This is a genomic window from Streptomyces kanasensis (genome assembly GCF_043077165.1).
Taxonomy (GTDB): Bacteria; Actinomycetota; Actinomycetes; order Streptomycetales; family Streptomycetaceae; genus Streptomyces; species Streptomyces changanensis.
This window is the reverse complement of the sequence record NZ_JBIBSF010000009.1, coordinates 92,809-109,827: the sequence shown is the minus strand read 5'-3', so window position 1 is coordinate 109,827 and position 17,019 is coordinate 92,809. Positions and strand designations below refer to the sequence as shown.

Below are 17,019 nucleotides of genomic sequence, written 5' to 3'. Positions count from 1 at the left end.
TTCTCACTCTCTCCTTGACCACCCCCTTCCCCCCCCCCCACCACCACCCCCCCCCCGCCCGGCCCGCGCCCGCCCCCGGCCCCCCCCCCCCCCCCACGCCCGGTTCTGTGAGCGGTGCCCGACGTCCACATGCCGGACACCGGCCCTGGACTCCCCGCCCCTACTTCGTATCCTCACAGGGCGCGGGCAGGGGGCCCGCCGCGTGCGGGCGGGGCCCACGCGCCGGAGGGTGGTGGCACATGAGGACGACGCCGTACCGCGCCGCGCCGGTCGGGCGGGCGCACCTCCTCGACCGTCTCGACCGCACCCTGCACACCCGGGGCCGCGCCGTCCTCACCGGACCGGCCGGCGTCGGCAAGACCGAGGTCGCCCAGGCGGCCGCCGCCGAGGCGACGGCCCGCGGCGAGACGGTCCTGTGGCTCGCCCCGCAACCCGCCGACCGGGACATGCCCGGCGCGGCCGCAGCCGCGCTCGTCGCCTCCGTGCCGCCCTCCGCGCTCGACGGCCTCCCCGGACCCCAGCGCGCCGCCGTCGCGGTGCTCTGCCGCGAGGCCACCGCCCCCGACACCGGCCGGGACCCCATCGCCCTGCGGCTCGGCCTCGCCCGCGTCCTGCGCACCCTCGCCGACAAGGGACCCGTCCTCCTCGTCGTCGACGACACCCGCCACGTCGACCCCGACAGCGCGGACCTCCTCCGCTTCGCCCTCCACCTCGCCCCGCCGGACCTGCGCGTCCTCGCCGTCGAGACGCCCGCCCCCTACGGCCCCGACGCCCCCTACGGCGACCCGGGCACCGGTCCGTGGCGGGAGCAGAGCGCCGGCGGCGCCGATCCCGAGGCCGGTGTCGACGGCGCGCCCGTCGCCCTGTGGGTGCCCTCCGAGGCCGACGTCCTGCTGGTCCCGCCGCTCCAGGCGGACGAGATCGCCGAACTCCTGGTCCACCACCGCCTCGCCTCCCGCATGGCGGGGCGCATCCACAAGGCGAGCGGCGGCAACCCCCGCCTCGCCCTCGCCGTCGGCCGCTCCCTCGCCGACTCCCGCACCCCGGTGCACCACGCGGAGGCGCTGCCCCTGTCCGGGCGCGCCCGCGACCTCGCCCGGCGCATGCTCGCCCCCGCGCCACCCCCCGTACGCGCCGCGCTGCTGCTCGCCGCGCTCGCCCTGCGCCCCACGGCCGCCCTGGTGCGCCGCGCCGGCCGGCCGACCGCCGAGGCGGAGCTGGCCGCCGCCGAACGCGCCGGGCTCGTCGCCCTCACCGAGGACGGCGCCGTCACCTTCACCGCGGGACTGCTCCCCACGACCCTCGTCCATGACACCTGCTGGACCGAGCGCAGCGAGGCGCACACCGCGCTCGCCCGTGTCGTGGACGACCCCGTCGAAGCGGTACGGCACCGGGCGCTCGCCACCGACGTGCCCGACGAGCGGCTCGCCGCCGAGGTCGCCGCCGCGGTGGAGACCGTACGCCGCCGGGGCAACAGCGCACTCGCCGCCGAACTCGCCCTGCTCGCCGCCGAGTCCACCCCCGTCCACCTGGGCCGCCGCCGCATCGCGCGGCTCGCCGACGCCGCCGAGGAGGCCGCCCGCGCCGCCCGCGCGGACCTCGCCGTGCGCGCCGCCGCCGACCTGCTCGCCCGCGACGCCTCCCCGGAGGACCGGGTACGGGCCCGGCTCGCCGTCCTCGACACCGCCGGGCAGGGCCTCACCGACCTCGACGAGCTGTACGTCCACGCCATGGAGGACTCCGAGGACCACCCAGCGCTGCGGGCCGCCGTACAGCTGCGCCTCGCCGTCAAACACGTCCTCGCCGACGGCGACCCGGTCCGCGCCCGCGCCGCCGCCGTCGAGTCCGCCGCGCTCGCCACCTCCGTCGGCGACCGGCACACCGCGGCCCGCGCCCTCACCCAGCAGGCCCGCATGGACCGCGTCCTCGGCTCGCCCGACGCCGAGCGGACCCTCGCCGAGGCGCGTGCCCTGGAGACGGCCGACCGGCCGCTCGGCGTGCACAACGCCGCACAGATCCTCACCATCCGGCACGCCCTCTTCGACGACCGGCTCACCGAGGCCCGCGACCGCGTCAACGCCCTGCTCCCGCTGGTCGAGCGGCGCGGCCCGGTCGAGGACACCATCGAACTGCTCCACACCCTCGCCGCCGTCGAGGCCCGCCGCGGACAGTGCGCCGCCGCCCTCCAGCACGCCCACCGGTCCCTCGCCCTCACCCTGGAGGCGGGGCTGTCGCCCGGCCCCGCCTGGTACACCCTCGCCCTCGCCGAGACCGCGGGCGGCTCCTTCGCCCGCGCGGCGAGCTACGCCCGGCGCAGCGCCCAGGCGTCGGACGAGGAGGGCGACCACGTCTTCCTCTCCCGCAGCCTCTACGCGCTCGGCCGGGTCCAGCTGGTGACCGGCGACGTCGCCGGCGCCCTGGAGACCCTCCGCCGCGTGCGGGAGGGCGAGCGGGCCCAGGGGAGCGTCGACCCGTCGATGCTGCGCTGGCACGAGGAACTGGCCGAGGCGCTGCTCGCCCACGACGCCCGGGACGAGGCCGAGACGCTCCTCGCCGACGTCGGCCCGGTCGCCGAACGCCTCGGCCGGACGACGGTGCTGCTCGGCTGCGACCGCGCCTACGCGCAGTGCCTGGCGGCGGGCGGGAAGTCGGAGGAGGCGGCCGGTCTGCTCGTGGAGACGGCGGAACGGTTCGCCGCGCACGGCCTCGTCCTGGAGCAGGGGCGCTGCCTGATCGCCCTGGCGCGGGTGGAGCGGCGCCGCCGCAGGCGCTCCGCCGCCCAGCAGGCGCTGCACGCCGCGGCCGCCGTCTTCGAACGGGCCGGGGCCGTGCCCTGGCTCGACCTGGTGGCGGAGAGCCCCGCCCGGACGGAGGCGGCCACGGCGGGGGACGGCGCCCTGGCGCGCCTCACGGAGGCCGAGGTGCGCCTGGCGCGGATGGTGGGGCAGGGGGCGAGCAACCAGGAGGCGGCGGCCCGGCTGTACCTCAGCGTCAAGACCGTCGAGGCGCGGCTGACCCGGATCTACCAGAAGCTCGACGTGCGGTCCCGGGCCCAGCTGGCGACGGTCATCAACACCGGCCCGGCACCCCGGCCGTCCGGTGCCGCGGCGGGCGACGAGACGGGCTGACCCGGCCCGCTCCCGCCCGGGCCCGGACACGGCTCCGCCGCGCGGCACGGGCATGCCACGCGGCGGAGGGGGTGTGTCAGTGCCGTACGGTCTCGCCGCCCGCGTGGGCGGTGGAGTCGGCGTTGTCGTCCGTGGCGCCCTCCATCAGGGAGCTGACGGTGTCCGAGCCGACCAGGGAACCGGGGTCGGGCAGGGCTCCGCCGCCGACGACGGCGTGCGAGGAGGGGGTGACGAGGGCGGTGACGACTCCGGCGGCCAGGGACGCCACGGCGAGCATGCTGCGCTTCTTCATGCCCAGAACAACTGCCGAGGCGCCCGGGGGTCACGGTCGGGGAGCGGGAAATTCTCCCCCGCTCCCCGACCGGGACCGGACGACACGCCGACCGGGACCGGACGACACGCCGACCGGGACCGGACGACACGCCGACCCGGCCGCCGGAGGGGGTACGGCGAAGGCCGCCGGAGGGAATGCCGCGCAGGTCACCGGAGGGGCGCGCCCCCAGCGCCGGCGCAGCCGCGCGGGTCGCCGCGGGGCCGCGCGGTCGGGCTCAGCGGTGACGGAGCCAGGCCATCGCGGGCAGCGGCCGGTCGGCGTAGTCGAACAGCGCCTGGTTCTCCCAGCCGTTGCCGGAGGACGGGTCCGCCGGGTCCCAGCCGTTGCCCCGCACGGCCGTCCACGTCGGCTCCCAGTACACGACGCCCAGACCGCGCCCGTGCGGCACGGCCTCCACGACGTTCATGACGTCCCGCAGCCAGGTCGCCTGGCCCGCCGGGGTCGCCGGGTAGCCGTCGACCAGCTCGTCGGTCCGGTCGATGATGTTCTCGTGGCCGTCCTCGTCGTCCAGCCGGAACGGGTAGGCCGTCTCCACGACGAGGACGGGCTTGCCGTACCGGGCCGACACGTCGTCCAGGTTCGCCTGGAGCGCGGAGAGCGGGCCGTGCCAGTAGCCGTAGAAGGAGAGCGCGATGACGTCGAAGCGCACGCCGTGCGCGGTGGCGGCGTCGAACCACCACCGGTACAGGGCGTTGTCCCCGCCGTGCGCCAGGTGCAGGGCGACCCGGGTGGAGGAGGAGACCGACTTGGCGGCCGAGGCCCCCGCGTTCAGCAGCCCCGCCAGCCGTGACCAGTCGGTGGTCGAGCCCTCGGGCCACAGCATGCCGCTGTCGGTCTCGTTGCCGATCTGCACCATGTCGGCCGTGGTGCCCTGCGCCTTGAGGGCGGCGAGCACGTCACGGGTGTGGTCGTACACGTCCGCGCGCAACTGCTCGTAGGAGTGGGACGCCCAGGCTGCCGGCTTGGTCTGGGCGCCGGGGTCGGCCCAGGTGTCGGAGTAGTGGAAGTCCACCAGCAACCGCATGCCCCGGGCCTTGATGCGGCGGGCGGTCTCCAGGACGCGGGCCTTGTCGTGGTAGCCGTCCGCCGGGTCCACCCACACCTTCAGGCGCCCGTGGTCGGCGCCGGCCGCGCGCAGGACGGCGAGCGCGTCGGCGGGGGTGCCGGAGGCGTCGCGGTACACGCCGCCGAGGTCCTCGCTCTTCTTCAGGGACGACACGTCGACGCCCCGCACGGACAGGCCGGTGGAGCCGGCGGTCAGGGTCAGGTCGTCGACGTTGATCCAGCTGCCCGCGTGGGCGTCGGAGGTGATGGCGACCGTGCACCGGCCGGACGTGACCCGCACCGAGGTGACGATCCGCATCCACCGCCCGTCCGGGGTGACCGGCAGGTCGGTGCGCTGCTCGGGCGCACCGCAGTCGCGCAGGGAGAGGTGGGCGGCGTGCCGGCCGCCGCCGGACCGCACCCAGGCGGTCAGCGTGTGCGGGCCGTCCGGCAGGCCGGTCAGACTCTGGTACGTCTCCACCCGGTAGGCGGTGGGCGCCCAGTGCGACAGCCGGGACGCGCCGCTGCGCCCGCCGGCCTCGACGAACGACGCGGAGTGGTGCCCGGTCGCCGAGCGGGTGGACCAGCCGGCCGTGCCGGACTCGAAGCCCGGGTTGGCGAGCGTGGCCGCGGCGTGGGCGGCGGGGGCCGGGGCGGCGGTCAGGGCCAGGCCCGCGACCAGGGGGAGGAACAGGGCCCGCACCGTGCGGGTCAGGCGGCTCGCTGGGAACATCGTCGTCCCTTCGACGGGGGTGAGGGGGGCGGGGGACCGGCCGGACGCCCCTCGTGCGTCCGGCCGGGGTCGGTGGGGCGCGCGCCTGGGGGCCCGCCCGGGAGTCGGTCAGCCGTCGAGCCGGACGACCCGCACGGCCCCGGCGGGCACGGTCAGCGCCGCGTCGACGCGGGCGCCGCCGAGCAGTTCGGTGCCGGGCGCCTCCAGCGGCACGTCGGCCGCCGCCTGGGTGTGGTTGACCACGAAGACGAAGCGGCCGGAGTCGCCGCTGCGGCGGACCACCTCCACGTCCCGGGCCAGTGCGGTGCGCGGGACGACGCCCGCGTCCGCGGCGGCCAGGTCGAGGACCGCGCCGAGCCCGTCGGCGTCGAGGCGGGTCGACACGTACCAGGCGGTGCCGTCGCCGAGGCGGTGGCGGGTCACGGCGGGCCGCCCGGCGGCGGGCCCGTCGGCGTACTCCCACACCGTCCGCGCGCCGCGCTCCACGACGAACTCGGTCCACACGTCGCCGGTCAGCTCCGGGGGCGCCGCCCCGGCCCCGGCGTCCCCGCCGGCCGGTGGGGCGAGCCGGACCCGTTCCCCGGGAAGCAGGGGGGAGAACTCCTCGACGGTCAGCCCCAGCACGTCGCGCAGCGCACCCGGGTAGGGGCCCTCGTGCACGGCGTCGTGCTCGTCGACGATGCCGGAGAAGAACGACACGACGAGCGTGCCGCCGCCCTCCACGTACGCGCGCAGGTTGCGCCCCGCCGCGGGGGTCGTCAGGTACAGCGCGGGCACCACCACCAGCGGGTAGCCGCCGAGGTCGGCCTCCGGCGCGGCGAAGTCGACGGTCAGGTGCCGGTCGTACAGGGCCTCGTAGGCGGTGTCGGCCCGCTCGCGGGCGTCGTGGTCCTCGCTCGGGCGCCACTCCAGCTGCTGCGCCCACCAGGACTGCCAGTCCCACACCACGGCGACGTCGGCCTCCGTGCGCGTGCCCCGGACCTCCGCCAGCGCGCCCACGTCCGCGCCGAGCCGTACGACCTCCCGCCAGACGCGGGAGTCGGTGCCGGCGTGCGGCACCATCGCGGAGTGGAACTTCTCGGCGCCGCGCCGGGACTGGCGCCACTGGAAGAACATCGCGCCGTCGGAGCCGCGTGCGACGTGGGCGAGGGAGTTGCGCGCCATCTCGCCGGGCGCCTTCGCGGGGTTGTGGGGCTGCCAGTTCACGCCGCTCGTGGAGTGCTCCAGCAGCAGCCAGGGCGCCCCGCCCGCCACCGAGCGCGTCAGGTCGGCGGCCATGGCGAGGTTGACGTGGGTGCGCCGGCCGTCGGTGATCAGGTAGTGGTCGTTGGTGACCAGGTCGACCTCGCGGCCCCAGGCCCAGTAGTCGACGGAGTCGCACTGGCTCAGCGCCGTCATGAAGTTGGTGGTCACCGGGACGCCGGGGGAGTGCCGGTGCAGGATGTCGCGCTCGGCGACGAAGTTCTCCCGCATGGCGGCGTCGGCGAAGCGCCGGTAGTCCAGCCGCTGGGCGGGGTTGGCGACGGTGGGGGTGAGCCGGGGCGGGTCGATCTGCTCCAGGTCGCCGTAGCGCTGGCCCCAGAAGGCGGTGCCCCAGGCGTCGTTGACCGCGTCGACCGTGCCGTACCGCCCGGCCAGCCAGACGCGGAAGGCGGCGGCGCAGGTGTCGCAGTAGCAGGCGGAGACGGGGACGCCGTACTCGTTGTGGACGTGCCACAGCGCCAGCGCCGGGTGGTCGGCGTAGCGGCGGGCGAGCCGCTCGGTGATGTCGGCCGCGGCGGCCCGGTAGGCGGGCGAGGTGTGGCAGATCGCGCCGCGCGAGCCGAACGAGAGGCGCACGCCCTCACGGGTGACGGGCAGGGCGTCGGGGTGGGCGCGGTGGAACCAGGCCGGCGGGCAGACCGTGGGCGTGCCGAGGTCGGCGCGCACACCGTGGTCGTGGAGCAGGTCGAGGAGCCGGTCGAGCCAGCCGAAGTCGTGGACGCCAGGCTCCGGTTCGAGGAGCGCCCAGGAGAAGATGCCGACGCTCACCATGGTGACCCCGGCCTCTTGCATCAGGGCCATGTCCTCGCGCCAGACGCTTTCCGGCCACTGCTCGGGGTTGTAGTCCGCGCCGAAGGCGAGCGGTGTCAGGGACCGGGGTGCATCCGGCATGGGGTGATCTCCTGGATCCTGTGGGATTGGGAACGTTCACAGACGCGGGGACGAGCGTGAAGCCAACATAACCGCACAGCAACAACCATTGACAAGTGTCTCGAATGTTTCTCTACTGTGAACGCTCACAGAAGCATGGCAGGCCCTCGCGGTACCCCGGAGGGCCCCGGGTCAGGGAGAAACATCCATGCCGTTCACGCTGCGCCGCCGCCTCGTGGCCTTGTCCGCCGCCGCCCTCCTCGGCGCCTCCACCCTCACCGCCTGCGGCTCGTCCGGCGACGACGGGACGGCGACCGGGGCGGGCCCCGCCGCCCTCACCTACTGGGCGTGGGCCCCCGGGATGGACGAGGTCGCGGCCCTGTGGAACGAGGGCCCCGGCAAGGAGGCCGGGATCACGGTCACCGTGAAGAAGCAGGCGTCCGGCGACGACCTCGTCACCAAGATCCTCACGGCCGCCAAGGCGCACCAGGCCCCCGACCTGGTCCAGGCCGAGTACCAGGCCCTGCCCACTCTCGTCAGCAACGACGTCCTCGCCGACATATCCCGGGAGGTCGAGGGCGTCGAGAAGAAGTTCGCCCCCGGCGTCTGGCAGCAGACGACCCTCGGCACGGACGCCGTCTACGCCGTGCCGCAGGACTCCGGGCCCATGATGTTCTACTACCGGCAGGACCTCTTCCGGCAGTACGGCCTGACCGTCCCCACCACCTGGGACCAGTTCGCCGCGACCGCCCGCGCCCTGAAGAAGAAGGCGCCGGACAAGTCCCTCACCACCTTCTCCGCCAACGACGCCGGCCTGTTCGCCGGTCTCGCCCAGCAGGCCGGCGCGCGCTGGTGGACCACCGAGGGCGAGACGTGGAAGGTCGGCATCGACGACCCCGCCACCCGCAAGGTCGCGGAGTTCTGGGGCGGCCTGGTCGAGGAGGGCGCCGTCGACAACCAGCCCATGTACACCCCCGCCTGGAACAACGCCCTCAACACCGGCAAGCAGATCGCCTGGGTCAGCGCCGTGTGGGCCTCCGGCACCCTGACCACCGCCGCCCCCGACACCCGCGGCAAGTGGGCGATGGCCCCCCTGCCGCAGTGGACCGCCGGCGCCCGCGCCACCGGCAGCTGGGGCGGCTCCTCCACCGCCGTCACCAACGACAGCAAGCACAAGGCCGCCGCCGCCAGGTTCGTCACCTGGCTCAACACCGACCCCACCGCCCTCGCCGCCCTCGTGAAGGAAGGCGGCATCTACCCGGCCGCCACCGCCGCGCAGACCGGCGGCGCCCTGGCCGAGGCCCCCGACTTCTTCGCCGACCAGCCGGACTTCTACGAGCGCGCCGCAGCCATCGCGGGGACCACCGCCCCCTCCGCCTGGGGCCCGAACGTCAACGTCGCCTACACCGCCTTCCGGGACGCCTTCGCCCGCGCCGCGAAGAACCGCGCCGACTTCGGCGCCGCCCTGCGCACCGTCCACGACACCACCGTCGCCGACCTGCGGAAGCAGGGATTCGAGGTCGCCGAGTGACCACCGCCGCCCCCGGGGCGACCACCGCCGCCACGGCCGCCGCCCGCCGCACCGGCGCGCGCCGGCGGGGCCGTGGCGCGCCGTACGCCTTCCTCGCCCCCGCCGCCGTCCTCTTCCTGCTCTTCTTCGCCCTGCCCATCGGCTACGCGGTCTGGCTCAGTCTCCACAAGGTCGAGGTCAAGGGCCTCGGTCTCGGCAAGGGGGCCCGCAGCGAGGTGTGGGCGGGACTCGGCAACTACACCGACGCGCTCACCGACCCCGAACTCCTCGACGGCGCGCTGCGCGTACTCGGCTACGGCGCCATCGTCGTCCCCGCCATGCTCGGCCTCGCCCTGCTGTTCGCGCTGCTGCTCGATGCCGAACGGGTCCGCCTCACCCCCTTCACCCGGTTGGCGATCTTCCTCCCGTACGCCGTGCCCGGCGTCATCGCCGCCCTCCTGTGGGGCTTCCTCTACCTGCCCGACGTCAGCCCCTTCTTCCACGTCCTCGACGCGGCGGGGCTGCCGCGGCCCGACCTGCTCGACGGCGGACCGCTGTTCCTGTCGCTGTCGAACATCGCCGTCTGGGGCGGCACCGGCTTCAACATGATCGTCATCTACACCTCCCTGCGGTCCATCCCCGCCGAGGTGTACGAGGCGGCCCGGCTCGACGGCTGCTCGCAGCTCCAGATCGCGCTCCGCGTCAAGATCCCCATGGTGGCGCCGTCGCTGGTGCTGACCTTCTTCTTCTCGATCATCGCGACGCTCCAGGTCTTCGCCGAGCCGACCACCCTCAAGCCGCTCACCAACTCCGTCTCCACCACCTGGAGCCCGCTGATGAAGGTCTACCAGGACGCCTTCGGCAACGGCGACCTCCACACCGCCGCCGCCACCGCCGTGATCATCGCGGTGGTCACGCTCGCCCTGTCCTTCGGCTTCCTCCGCGTCGCCGACTCCCGCCGCACCCAGGGAGAACCTCGATGAACGGCCTCGCCGAGCGCAAGTCCGCCCCCGCCGCCGGCACCACCCCCGGCACCGCCCAGGGGCCGCCGCCCGGCGCGACGCGCCCCCCGCTGCGCCACCGCGTCGCCCTCCTGCCCACCGCGACCCTGCTCCTGGGCGCCCTGTACTGCCTGCTGCCGGTCGCCTGGGTCGTGGTCGCCGCCACCAAGTCCGGCCGCGAACTCTTCTCCACCTTCACCTTCCTGCCCGGCACCGGCTTCACCGAGAACCTCACCGACCTGCACGCCTACCGCGAGGGCATCTACTGGCGGTGGATGGCCAACTCCGCCTTCTACGCCGGTCTCGGCGCCCTCCTGTCCACCGCCGTGTCCGCCGTCTCCGGCTACGCGCTCGCGCTCTACCGCTTCCCCGGCCGCGAAGCCCTCTTCAAGGTCCTCCTCGCCGGGGTGCTCGTACCGCCGGTGATCCTCGCCGTCCCGCAGTACCTGCTGCTCGCGGAGGCGGACCTCACCGACACCTACCTGTCGGTGCTGCTGCCGCTGCTGCTCTCCCCGTACGGCGTCTACCTCGCCCGTATCCACGCCGCGGCGGCCGTGCCCACCGACGTCGTCGAGGCCGCCCGGATGGACGGCGCGGGGGAGTGGCGCGTCTTCACGCGCATCGGAGTGCCGATGATGGTTCCCGGGCTGGTGACGATCTTCCTGTTCCAGTTCGTGGCCATCTGGAACAACTTCCTGCTCCCCTACATCATGCTCGGCGACGACGAGAAGTTCCCGATGACGCTCGGCCTCTACACGCTCCTCGCCCAGGGCTCCAACACCCCCGCCCTCTACACCCTGGTCATCACGGGGGCGCTGCTGGCGCTGCTGCCGCTGATCGCCCTGTTCCTCTTCATCCAACGGTTCTGGAGCCTGGACCTGCTGTCGGGAGCCGTAAAGTCGTGACCATGCAGCAGACGGGGGGCAGGCGCAGGCCGCCGACGATCCACGACGTGGCCCGTGAGGCGGGCGTCTCACGGGGCACGGTCTCACGCGTCCTCAACGGCGGGCACTACGTCAGCCCCGCCGCGCAGGAGGCCGTCAACGCCGCCATCCGCCGGACCGGGTACGTCGTCAACCGGCACGCCCGCTCCCTCATCACGGGCCGTTCGGACTCGGTGGGCTTCCTCCTGACCGAACCCCAGGAGCGGTTCTTCGAGGACCCCAACTTCAACGTCCTGCTGCGCGGCTGCACCCAGGCCCTCGCCGCGCACGACATCCCGCTCCTGCTGATGATCGCGGGGACGGAGGCCGAACGGCGGCGCATCACCCGCTACATCACCGCCGGGCACGTCGACGGGGTGCTGCTCGTCTCCAGCCACTCCGGCGACCCCCTCGCCGAGCGGCTGCGTGACGCGGGCGTGCCCCTCGTGGCGTGCGGCAAGCCGATCGGAGGGGCGTCCAGGATCAGTTACGTCGCCGCCGACGACCGCGACGGCGCCCGCTGCATGGTCCGCCACCTGCTGTCCCTCGGACGCCGCCGCATCGGCACGATCACCGGTCCGCTCGACACCCCCGGCGGCGTGGACCGGCTCGGCGGCTACCGGGAGGTCCTCGCCGAGGCGGGCGTCCCCTTCGACGAACGGCTCGTCGCGACCGGCGACTACAGCCGGGCCGGCGGCGAGGCCTGCGCGGCCCGGCTGCTCGACCGCGTCCCCGACCTGGACGCCCTGTTCGTCGCGTCCGACCTGATGGCGCGGGGCGCGCTGACGGCCCTGCAGCGGGCGGGACGGCGGGTGCCCGAGGACGTCGTGGTCGGCGGGTTCGACGACTCGCCCGCGGCGACGGCGACCGAGCCCGCCCTCACGACGATCCGCCAGCCCTGGGACCGGATCAGTTCCGAGATGGTCCGCGTGCTGCTCGCCCTGATCGGCGGTGAGGACCCGGCGGCGGTCATCCTCCCGACGGAACTGGTCCGCCGCGCGTCCGCCTGAGCCCTGCGCACCCCCGCGGGCCGGCGGGCCGCCGCGCGGGTCCCGGCGTGTGACTGCGCCGTACGTCCGCGTCGATCCGCCGCCTGTCCGCGCCTGCCCTCGCCTGTCCGCGCCTGCCCCGCCGGGCCCGGAAGGCCCGCGCCCGGCCGTCTCCGGCCCCCGCCGTGTCTCGCCGCGCCCGGGGCCGGGGTCGTCCAGGTCCGCGCCGTGCGTCCGCCCGTGCCGCCGCCGGGCGCAGGGCCCCGTCGTGCGGGACCCGCGGCCGGGGCGTCGCGCGTCAGCGGGTACCGCGCGGGAGGTCGACCGCGGCCGCCCCGGGCCCGGTGGCCGGCTCCGAATCGGGTGAGGTGTCCTCACCCGTGCCGGTCTCCGTGGTCGTGTCCGTGTCCGTGCCGGTGTCCGTCTCGGTGCGGTCGGACGGCGAACCGGGGCTGGAGGGCGGCTCGGGGGGCGGGGCGACCGGGGGTGAGGTCTCGCCCGGGCTCTCCGGCACCCTCCGCTCGTCCGGCGGCGTGTCGGGGGACGGCGGGTCGGGCGAGACCGGCGGTTCCGGCGGCGGGGGCGCGGGGGGCTCCGACGTCGGCGGCGACACCGGGGGTGAGGAGGGCGTCGAGGGCGACGAGGGCGAGGAAGGCGACGAGGGCGAAGAAGGCGACGAGGGCCGCTTCGGGCTCGCCGACGGGCTGGTCCGGCCCGCGTGGGGGCGTTCGGTGCGCTTGCCGCTCCCCACGTCGACGATGGTGAAGGTGGGCACGGGCGTCGGCGCCGGCACGACGACCACGATCTCCTCCTTCTGGAAGCCCGGCCACGTCTTCCCCCGGACCTCGTCGGGCCGCTGGACGCGGGGCCGGTCCAGCGGGTTGCCGCAGGCGCAGCGCACCCGCGGTACGCCGTACTCGTCGATGAGGACGGCCGTCCCGGCCTGGAGGACCGCCTGGTAGGGCCGCGCCCGGCCGTCCCGGTAACCGTGGTTGGTGACCAGGGTGTCCAACCGCAGCTGGACCGACGTCAGTCCGCGCAGGTGCTCGGGGAGGGACTCGGGGGCCACACCGAGCACCGAGGCGAAGGCGCGCGTCTTGGCCGGGTCTGCCCCCAGGTACGCGATCTGCCGCTCCACGTCGCAGGCCGCGCGGTCGCCGCTGCCGCCGTACAGCTCCGGGGCCGATCCCGCGTACTGGTGGCGCTGCTGCGTCGGCAGCCGCTCGACGCCGCGGTTGGCCGACGTCGCGGTGCTGGGCGTCCAGCTGTCGGGAGGCCGGTAGGAGACGCTCTCGGCGTTGACGGCGGCCTCGGCCTCGTCGGGACGCGACAACACGACCGCCAGCGCCACCGCGGCGACGACCACGCCCGTCAGGGAGGCCACCACCGGGACGGACCGCCACCAGGGGCGGCCGGTCGGGCCGCCTCCCGCGCCACGCCCCGCGCCCCCGCCGGCACCGCCGTCACCGCCACCGCCACGACCGCCGCCGCCCGTGGGGGGTGGCGGCGGGGCAGGGGGCTGCCCGGTGGCCGAGGGATCGGGGCTGGGGTGGGAGAGCGGGCCCGACGGGGGACCCGTGGGGCGGCCGGATGCGGGGTCGGAAGTCACATTCGTCCCTTTCTTCCGTTCCGCGCCATTGTGTGCCCCGTCCGGGTGCCGTCCGCAAGCCGGGCGCCCGCGACGGGCCTAGCGTGGCAGCGTGAGCAGCCAGCAAGCCGCCGAGCGCGGCACCCCGCCGGACGTCGCGCGCCTGGCGGTGCGCGGGGTGGGGAGCGCCCTCGCGGCCGTGCTCGCCGCCGTCGCCGCGATGGCGGCCACCGCTGCCCTCGGCCTGTGGGCCGCGGGCGCGACCGCCCTGCCGGGCGGCGCCTTCCCGCGGATCGTCGCCGCCGTCGTCGTCATGGCGGCGGGCGGCGACGTCGGGATCGCGGGCGGCGCCGGCGACCTCGCCCGCACGGACGCCGAACTGACGGCGGTGCCGCTGTCCGTCTCCCTCGTCGGCGCCCTCACCCTGGGAGCGGGCTTCGTCCGGCCGCTGCGGCACCGGGCCGTCGTCCCCGCACACGAGCTCCTCGCCCGGGCGGCGGCCACGGCGGTCCTCTGGCTGGTGGCGCTGGCCGTGCTCTGCGCCGCGGCCCGGCACACCTTCACCGACCTCCTGCCGGCCGACTCGCCCGCGGACCTCTTCGGGGAGCTCCTCGACGCCTCGCCGACCATCGGCTTCCGTGCCGACACCGGCGTCACGCTCCTCTACGGCCTCCTCTGGGTGCTCGGCGTCCTCGCCGTGACGCTGCTGGTCTCCCGGCGCGCGCCGCTCCCGCCCCGTCTGCTGCGCTACCAGGAACCGGTGCGCCCGGCGGCGTCCGCGATGCTCTTCCTGCTCCTCGCGTACGTCGTCGCCGGTCTCGTCACGGGGCTGGTCGTGGCCGCCACGCGCGGTCACGCGGCCGACACCTTCGCCGTACTCCTCCTCGGCCTGCCGAACGTCGCGTGGCTCGCCCTGGGCCTGGGGATCGGCGGGTCCTGGGAGGGCCGGGTCGACGGGCCGTTCGGCCTGCCCATGCCCCACGTCCTCGACCAGGTCCTGCGCGGCCCCCGGGACACCACCCTGGACGTGCGGTCGCTCACCGCGCACGACGAGCGCGCCTGGTGGCTGCTGCCCGTGGCGGCGGTCCTCCTCCTCGCCGCCGGATGGGTGGCGGCGCTGCGCTCGCCGGCCCGCACCCGGCCGTGGCGGCACGCGCTGCACCTCGCGGTGGCGTTCGCCCTCACCCTGCTCGTCGTGGTCCCGCTGACCCGGCTCGACGCGCGGCTCGGCCTGTCCCTGCTCGGCATCTTCGAGGTCGAGGACATCGGTGGGCACGTGGCCCTCCACCCGCACCTGTGGAAGGCCGTCGGCCTGGCGCTGCTGTGGGGTGCGGTCGCCGGGCTCCTCGGCGGACTCCTCGCGTCCCGGGCACGACACCACGGCGAGGTGGACGGCCGATCCGACCACCCCTCCGGGTGACCCCTGCCCCCCACGCCCCGCCACACAGCCCCGACCACCCCCCACGCCACCCGGCCCACGACCCCGCTCGGGTGCCGCTCACCGCGCCGCTCACCCGCCGGGACCGCGGCTCTCCCGCCCGGGGCGGCGGCCGCTCACGCCCCGGCCCGGGCGCCGCGCCGTTCACCGCGGGGGGCCGCCGCCGCGGAACACCGGCAGCGCCCACTCCGGTGGCGACGGAGGCGGGGGTGGCGGCCCGGCGGGCGGCGCCCCGCGCGGAAGGCTCCGCGCGCGGTCGCCCCCGCCGGCCGGCCGCTGCTCCAGCGCCACCCGCCGCAGTTCGGTCACGAACCTCAGACACGAGGCGTACCGGTCGTCCGGGGCCTTCGCCAGTGCCTTGGCGAGCACGTCGTCCACACCCGGCGCCAGGCCCGGCCGTACCCCGCTCAGCGGCGGCGGCGGGTCGTACTGGTGCGCCCACAGCAGCGCCATGTCGTCGTCCCGGCGGAACGGCGGGGCCCCCGCCAACGTCTCGTACACCACGCACCCGAGGCTGTACACGTCGCACCGGCCGTCGACCGGCCGCCCGGAGATCTGCTCCGGCGCCACGTAGTCGAGGGTCCCGACGAACTGGCCCACGCTGGTGAAGCCGGTCAGCGACAGGGACTTCTTCGTCAGCCCGAAGTCCGTGAGGTACACGTGCTCGGGCCGGTCGCTGTCGGTGCCCTCGGCGACGAGGACGTTGCCCGGCTTGACGTCCCGGTGCACCAGGTCGTGGGCGTGCGCCGCGTCCAGAGCCGAGGCCACCTGCACCGCGATGCGCACAGCGGCGGCGACCGGCAGCGGGCCGGTGCGGTCCAGCAGCGCCCGCAGGTCCTGACCGGGGACGTAGCGCATCGCGATGTACAGCAGCCCCTCCGTCTCGCCCGCCTCGAAGACCGGCACGATGTTCGGGTGGTCGATGGCGGCGGCCACGCGCGACTCGTGCGCGAACCGCCGGCGGAACGTGTCGTTGCGCGCCAGTTCCGGCGCGAGGAGCTTCAGCGCCACCGTCCGGCCGAGCCGCAGGTCCGTCGCCCGGTACACCACGGCCATGCCGCCGCGGCCGATCTCCGCCTCGATCCGGTACTCGGCGACCTGCCGGCCCACGAGCCCCGAGGCCCGCCCGGCGGGCAGCCCCGCGTCCGGGTCCATCAGCCGTCACCCGCCGGCGCGTCCCGGTCCGTCCCCGCCCGTCCCCCGTCGGCCGTCCCGCCGCCCCTGCCGCCTCCGGTGTCCCCGCCCCCGTCACCCGGTGCGGGCCCGGGAGGCCGGGCGACCGCCCGGGTGGGCCGGGCCGCCGACGGATCCGCCGACCCGTCCGCCGAGTCCGGCGCGCGCCGGGCCTGGGCGTCCGGCCCGGGCCCGTACGCACCGTCGGCACGGCCCGAGCCGTCGGTGCCGTCCGAGCCGGTGGTGTGCCCGGGGCCGTGCGGGCCGTCCGGGTCGGCGGGGGCGCCCGGTCCGGTGATGCGGACGGGGCCCCCGGTCCCGCCCGGCCCCTCGGGTAGCGGCACCACCTGCGTCGGCTCGGGCGCGGCACCGGGAGCCGCCGGGCCGGTGGTCACCACGCGCGTCGGCTCGTGACCGGTGCCCGGCCCGGGCGCCGCGCCCACCACCGGCACGCCCGGCGGCGGGGTCACCGGCGGGTTCGCCGGCCGGGCCACCGAGGGGGTGAGCGACGGGGCGGCCGCCCCGGCGTACTCGGCGAGCCGGTAGCCGTCGCAGTACAGCCAGCGCTCGTGCCCGGCGTCGTACAGCCACATCGCCTCGCCGTCGACGACCACCCCGATCCGCAACCCGCCCGTGTTCCGGCGGAACCGCTCGCCGTCCGAGCGGCCCGCGGCCAGGTCCTCGACGGCCCGCCGGTACCGGCCCAGCGACTCCTCCGCCCGGGTGAGCAGCGGCCGTGGATCGGCGGCCCGGGCGGTGTCGCGCGCCGCCGCCGGCGGGTCCTCCGGCACGGACACCAGCAGCCGCCCGTCCACCCACGCCGCCCAGCCGTTGGCGCACAGGACCCGCGCCCAGTCGCCCGTGCGCTCCAGGAGCCGCACCGGCAGGAACGGATCGAGCGGTACCGTCGGGCGGGCCGTGTCCGGCGACTCCCACGTCGCCATCCCGTGGCGCGGCACCACGTGCGTCGGGCGGAAGTCCCGGACGGCCGGCTCGTCGGCGGGGACGGCGGCAGAGGCCATGGG

At 76.1% G+C, this 17,019-nt stretch carries 12 protein-coding genes; 6 read left to right on the top strand and 6 right to left on the bottom strand.

Features of this window, described 5'->3' with window-relative positions; all coding sequences use genetic code 11:
* The first annotated feature begins 239 nt into the window (after positions 1–239).
* Positions 240–3,128 (top strand): helix-turn-helix transcriptional regulator, encoded by a 2,889-nt coding sequence (locus ACF053_RS22220; protein ID WP_391955510.1) that lies wholly within the window; start codon positions 240–242, stop codon positions 3,126–3,128.
* 76 nt (positions 3,129–3,204) lie between these two features.
* On the opposite strand, the gene ACF053_RS22215 is transcribed toward ACF053_RS22220, so the two are convergent.
* The 3 genes from ACF053_RS22215 to ACF053_RS22205 all read right to left on the bottom strand — a co-directional run bounded on the left by ACF053_RS22215 (position 3,205) and on the right by ACF053_RS22205 (position 7,393).
* Positions 3,205–3,420: a hypothetical protein gene (locus ACF053_RS22215; protein WP_058941881.1), complete on the bottom strand. Its 216-nt coding sequence runs from the start codon at positions 3,418–3,420 to the stop codon at positions 3,205–3,207.
* A gap of 256 nt (positions 3,421–3,676) precedes the next feature.
* Positions 3,677–5,239: a glycoside hydrolase family 53 protein gene (locus ACF053_RS22210; RefSeq protein ID WP_391955509.1), complete on the bottom strand. Its 1,563-nt coding sequence runs from the start codon at positions 5,237–5,239 to the stop codon at positions 3,677–3,679.
* A 108-nt stretch (positions 5,240–5,347) separates the two neighbouring features.
* The gene (locus ACF053_RS22205) at positions 5,348–7,393 is read right to left on the bottom strand and encodes a beta-galactosidase (RefSeq protein WP_391955508.1); all 2,046 of its coding nucleotides are present in this window, start codon (positions 7,391–7,393) and stop codon (positions 5,348–5,350) included.
* A 187-nt stretch (positions 7,394–7,580) separates the two neighbouring features.
* Between ACF053_RS22205 and ACF053_RS22200 the strand changes: the two genes are divergently transcribed.
* The 4 genes from ACF053_RS22200 to ACF053_RS22185 are packed head-to-tail and all read left to right on the top strand — an operon-like array spanning position 7,581 to position 11,816.
* Positions 7,581–8,903, top strand: coding sequence for an ABC transporter substrate-binding protein (locus tag ACF053_RS22200; RefSeq protein WP_391955507.1), 1,323 nt, complete (start codon positions 7,581–7,583; stop codon positions 8,901–8,903).
* Complete coding sequence (locus ACF053_RS22195) at positions 8,900–9,865, top strand: carbohydrate ABC transporter permease (RefSeq protein WP_391955506.1); 966 nt, start codon at positions 8,900–8,902, stop codon at positions 9,863–9,865. The genes ACF053_RS22200 and ACF053_RS22195 overlap by 4 nt, the downstream gene beginning before the upstream one ends.
* Complete coding sequence (locus ACF053_RS22190; RefSeq protein ID WP_391955505.1) at positions 9,862–10,788, top strand: carbohydrate ABC transporter permease; 927 nt, start codon at positions 9,862–9,864, stop codon at positions 10,786–10,788. The genes ACF053_RS22195 and ACF053_RS22190 overlap by 4 nt, the downstream gene beginning before the upstream one ends.
* A complete protein-coding gene (locus tag ACF053_RS22185) occupies positions 10,785–11,816 on the top strand; it encodes a LacI family DNA-binding transcriptional regulator (protein WP_391955504.1) in 1,032 nt (343 codons plus the stop codon). The genes ACF053_RS22190 and ACF053_RS22185 overlap by 4 nt, the downstream gene beginning before the upstream one ends.
* Before the next feature lie 277 nt (positions 11,817–12,093).
* Here the strand turns inward: ACF053_RS22185 and ACF053_RS22180 are convergent, their stop codons facing one another.
* Positions 12,094–13,179 carry a DUF6777 domain-containing protein gene (locus ACF053_RS22180; RefSeq protein WP_391955503.1) on the bottom strand — a complete coding sequence of 362 codons (1,086 nt, stop codon included), beginning with the start codon at positions 13,177–13,179 and terminating at the stop codon, positions 12,094–12,096.
* A gap of 316 nt (positions 13,180–13,495) precedes the next feature.
* On the opposite strand from ACF053_RS22180, the gene ACF053_RS22175 reads away from it, so the two are divergent.
* Positions 13,496–14,803 carry a streptophobe family protein gene (locus ACF053_RS22175; RefSeq protein WP_391955502.1) on the top strand — a complete coding sequence of 436 codons (1,308 nt, stop codon included), beginning with the start codon at positions 13,496–13,498 and terminating at the stop codon, positions 14,801–14,803.
* Positions 14,804–14,965: 162 nt separating this feature from the next.
* Here the strand turns inward: ACF053_RS22175 and ACF053_RS22170 are convergent, their stop codons facing one another.
* On the bottom strand, positions 14,966–15,976 hold the full coding sequence (locus ACF053_RS22170) for a serine/threonine-protein kinase (RefSeq protein WP_391955501.1): 1,011 nt from the start codon (positions 15,974–15,976) through the stop codon (positions 14,966–14,968).
* On the bottom strand, positions 15,976–17,016 hold the full coding sequence (locus ACF053_RS22165; RefSeq protein ID WP_391955500.1) for a hypothetical protein: 1,041 nt from the start codon (positions 17,014–17,016) through the stop codon (positions 15,976–15,978). The genes ACF053_RS22170 and ACF053_RS22165 overlap by 1 nt, the downstream gene beginning before the upstream one ends.
* Between the last annotated feature and the right edge of the window lie 3 nt (positions 17,017–17,019).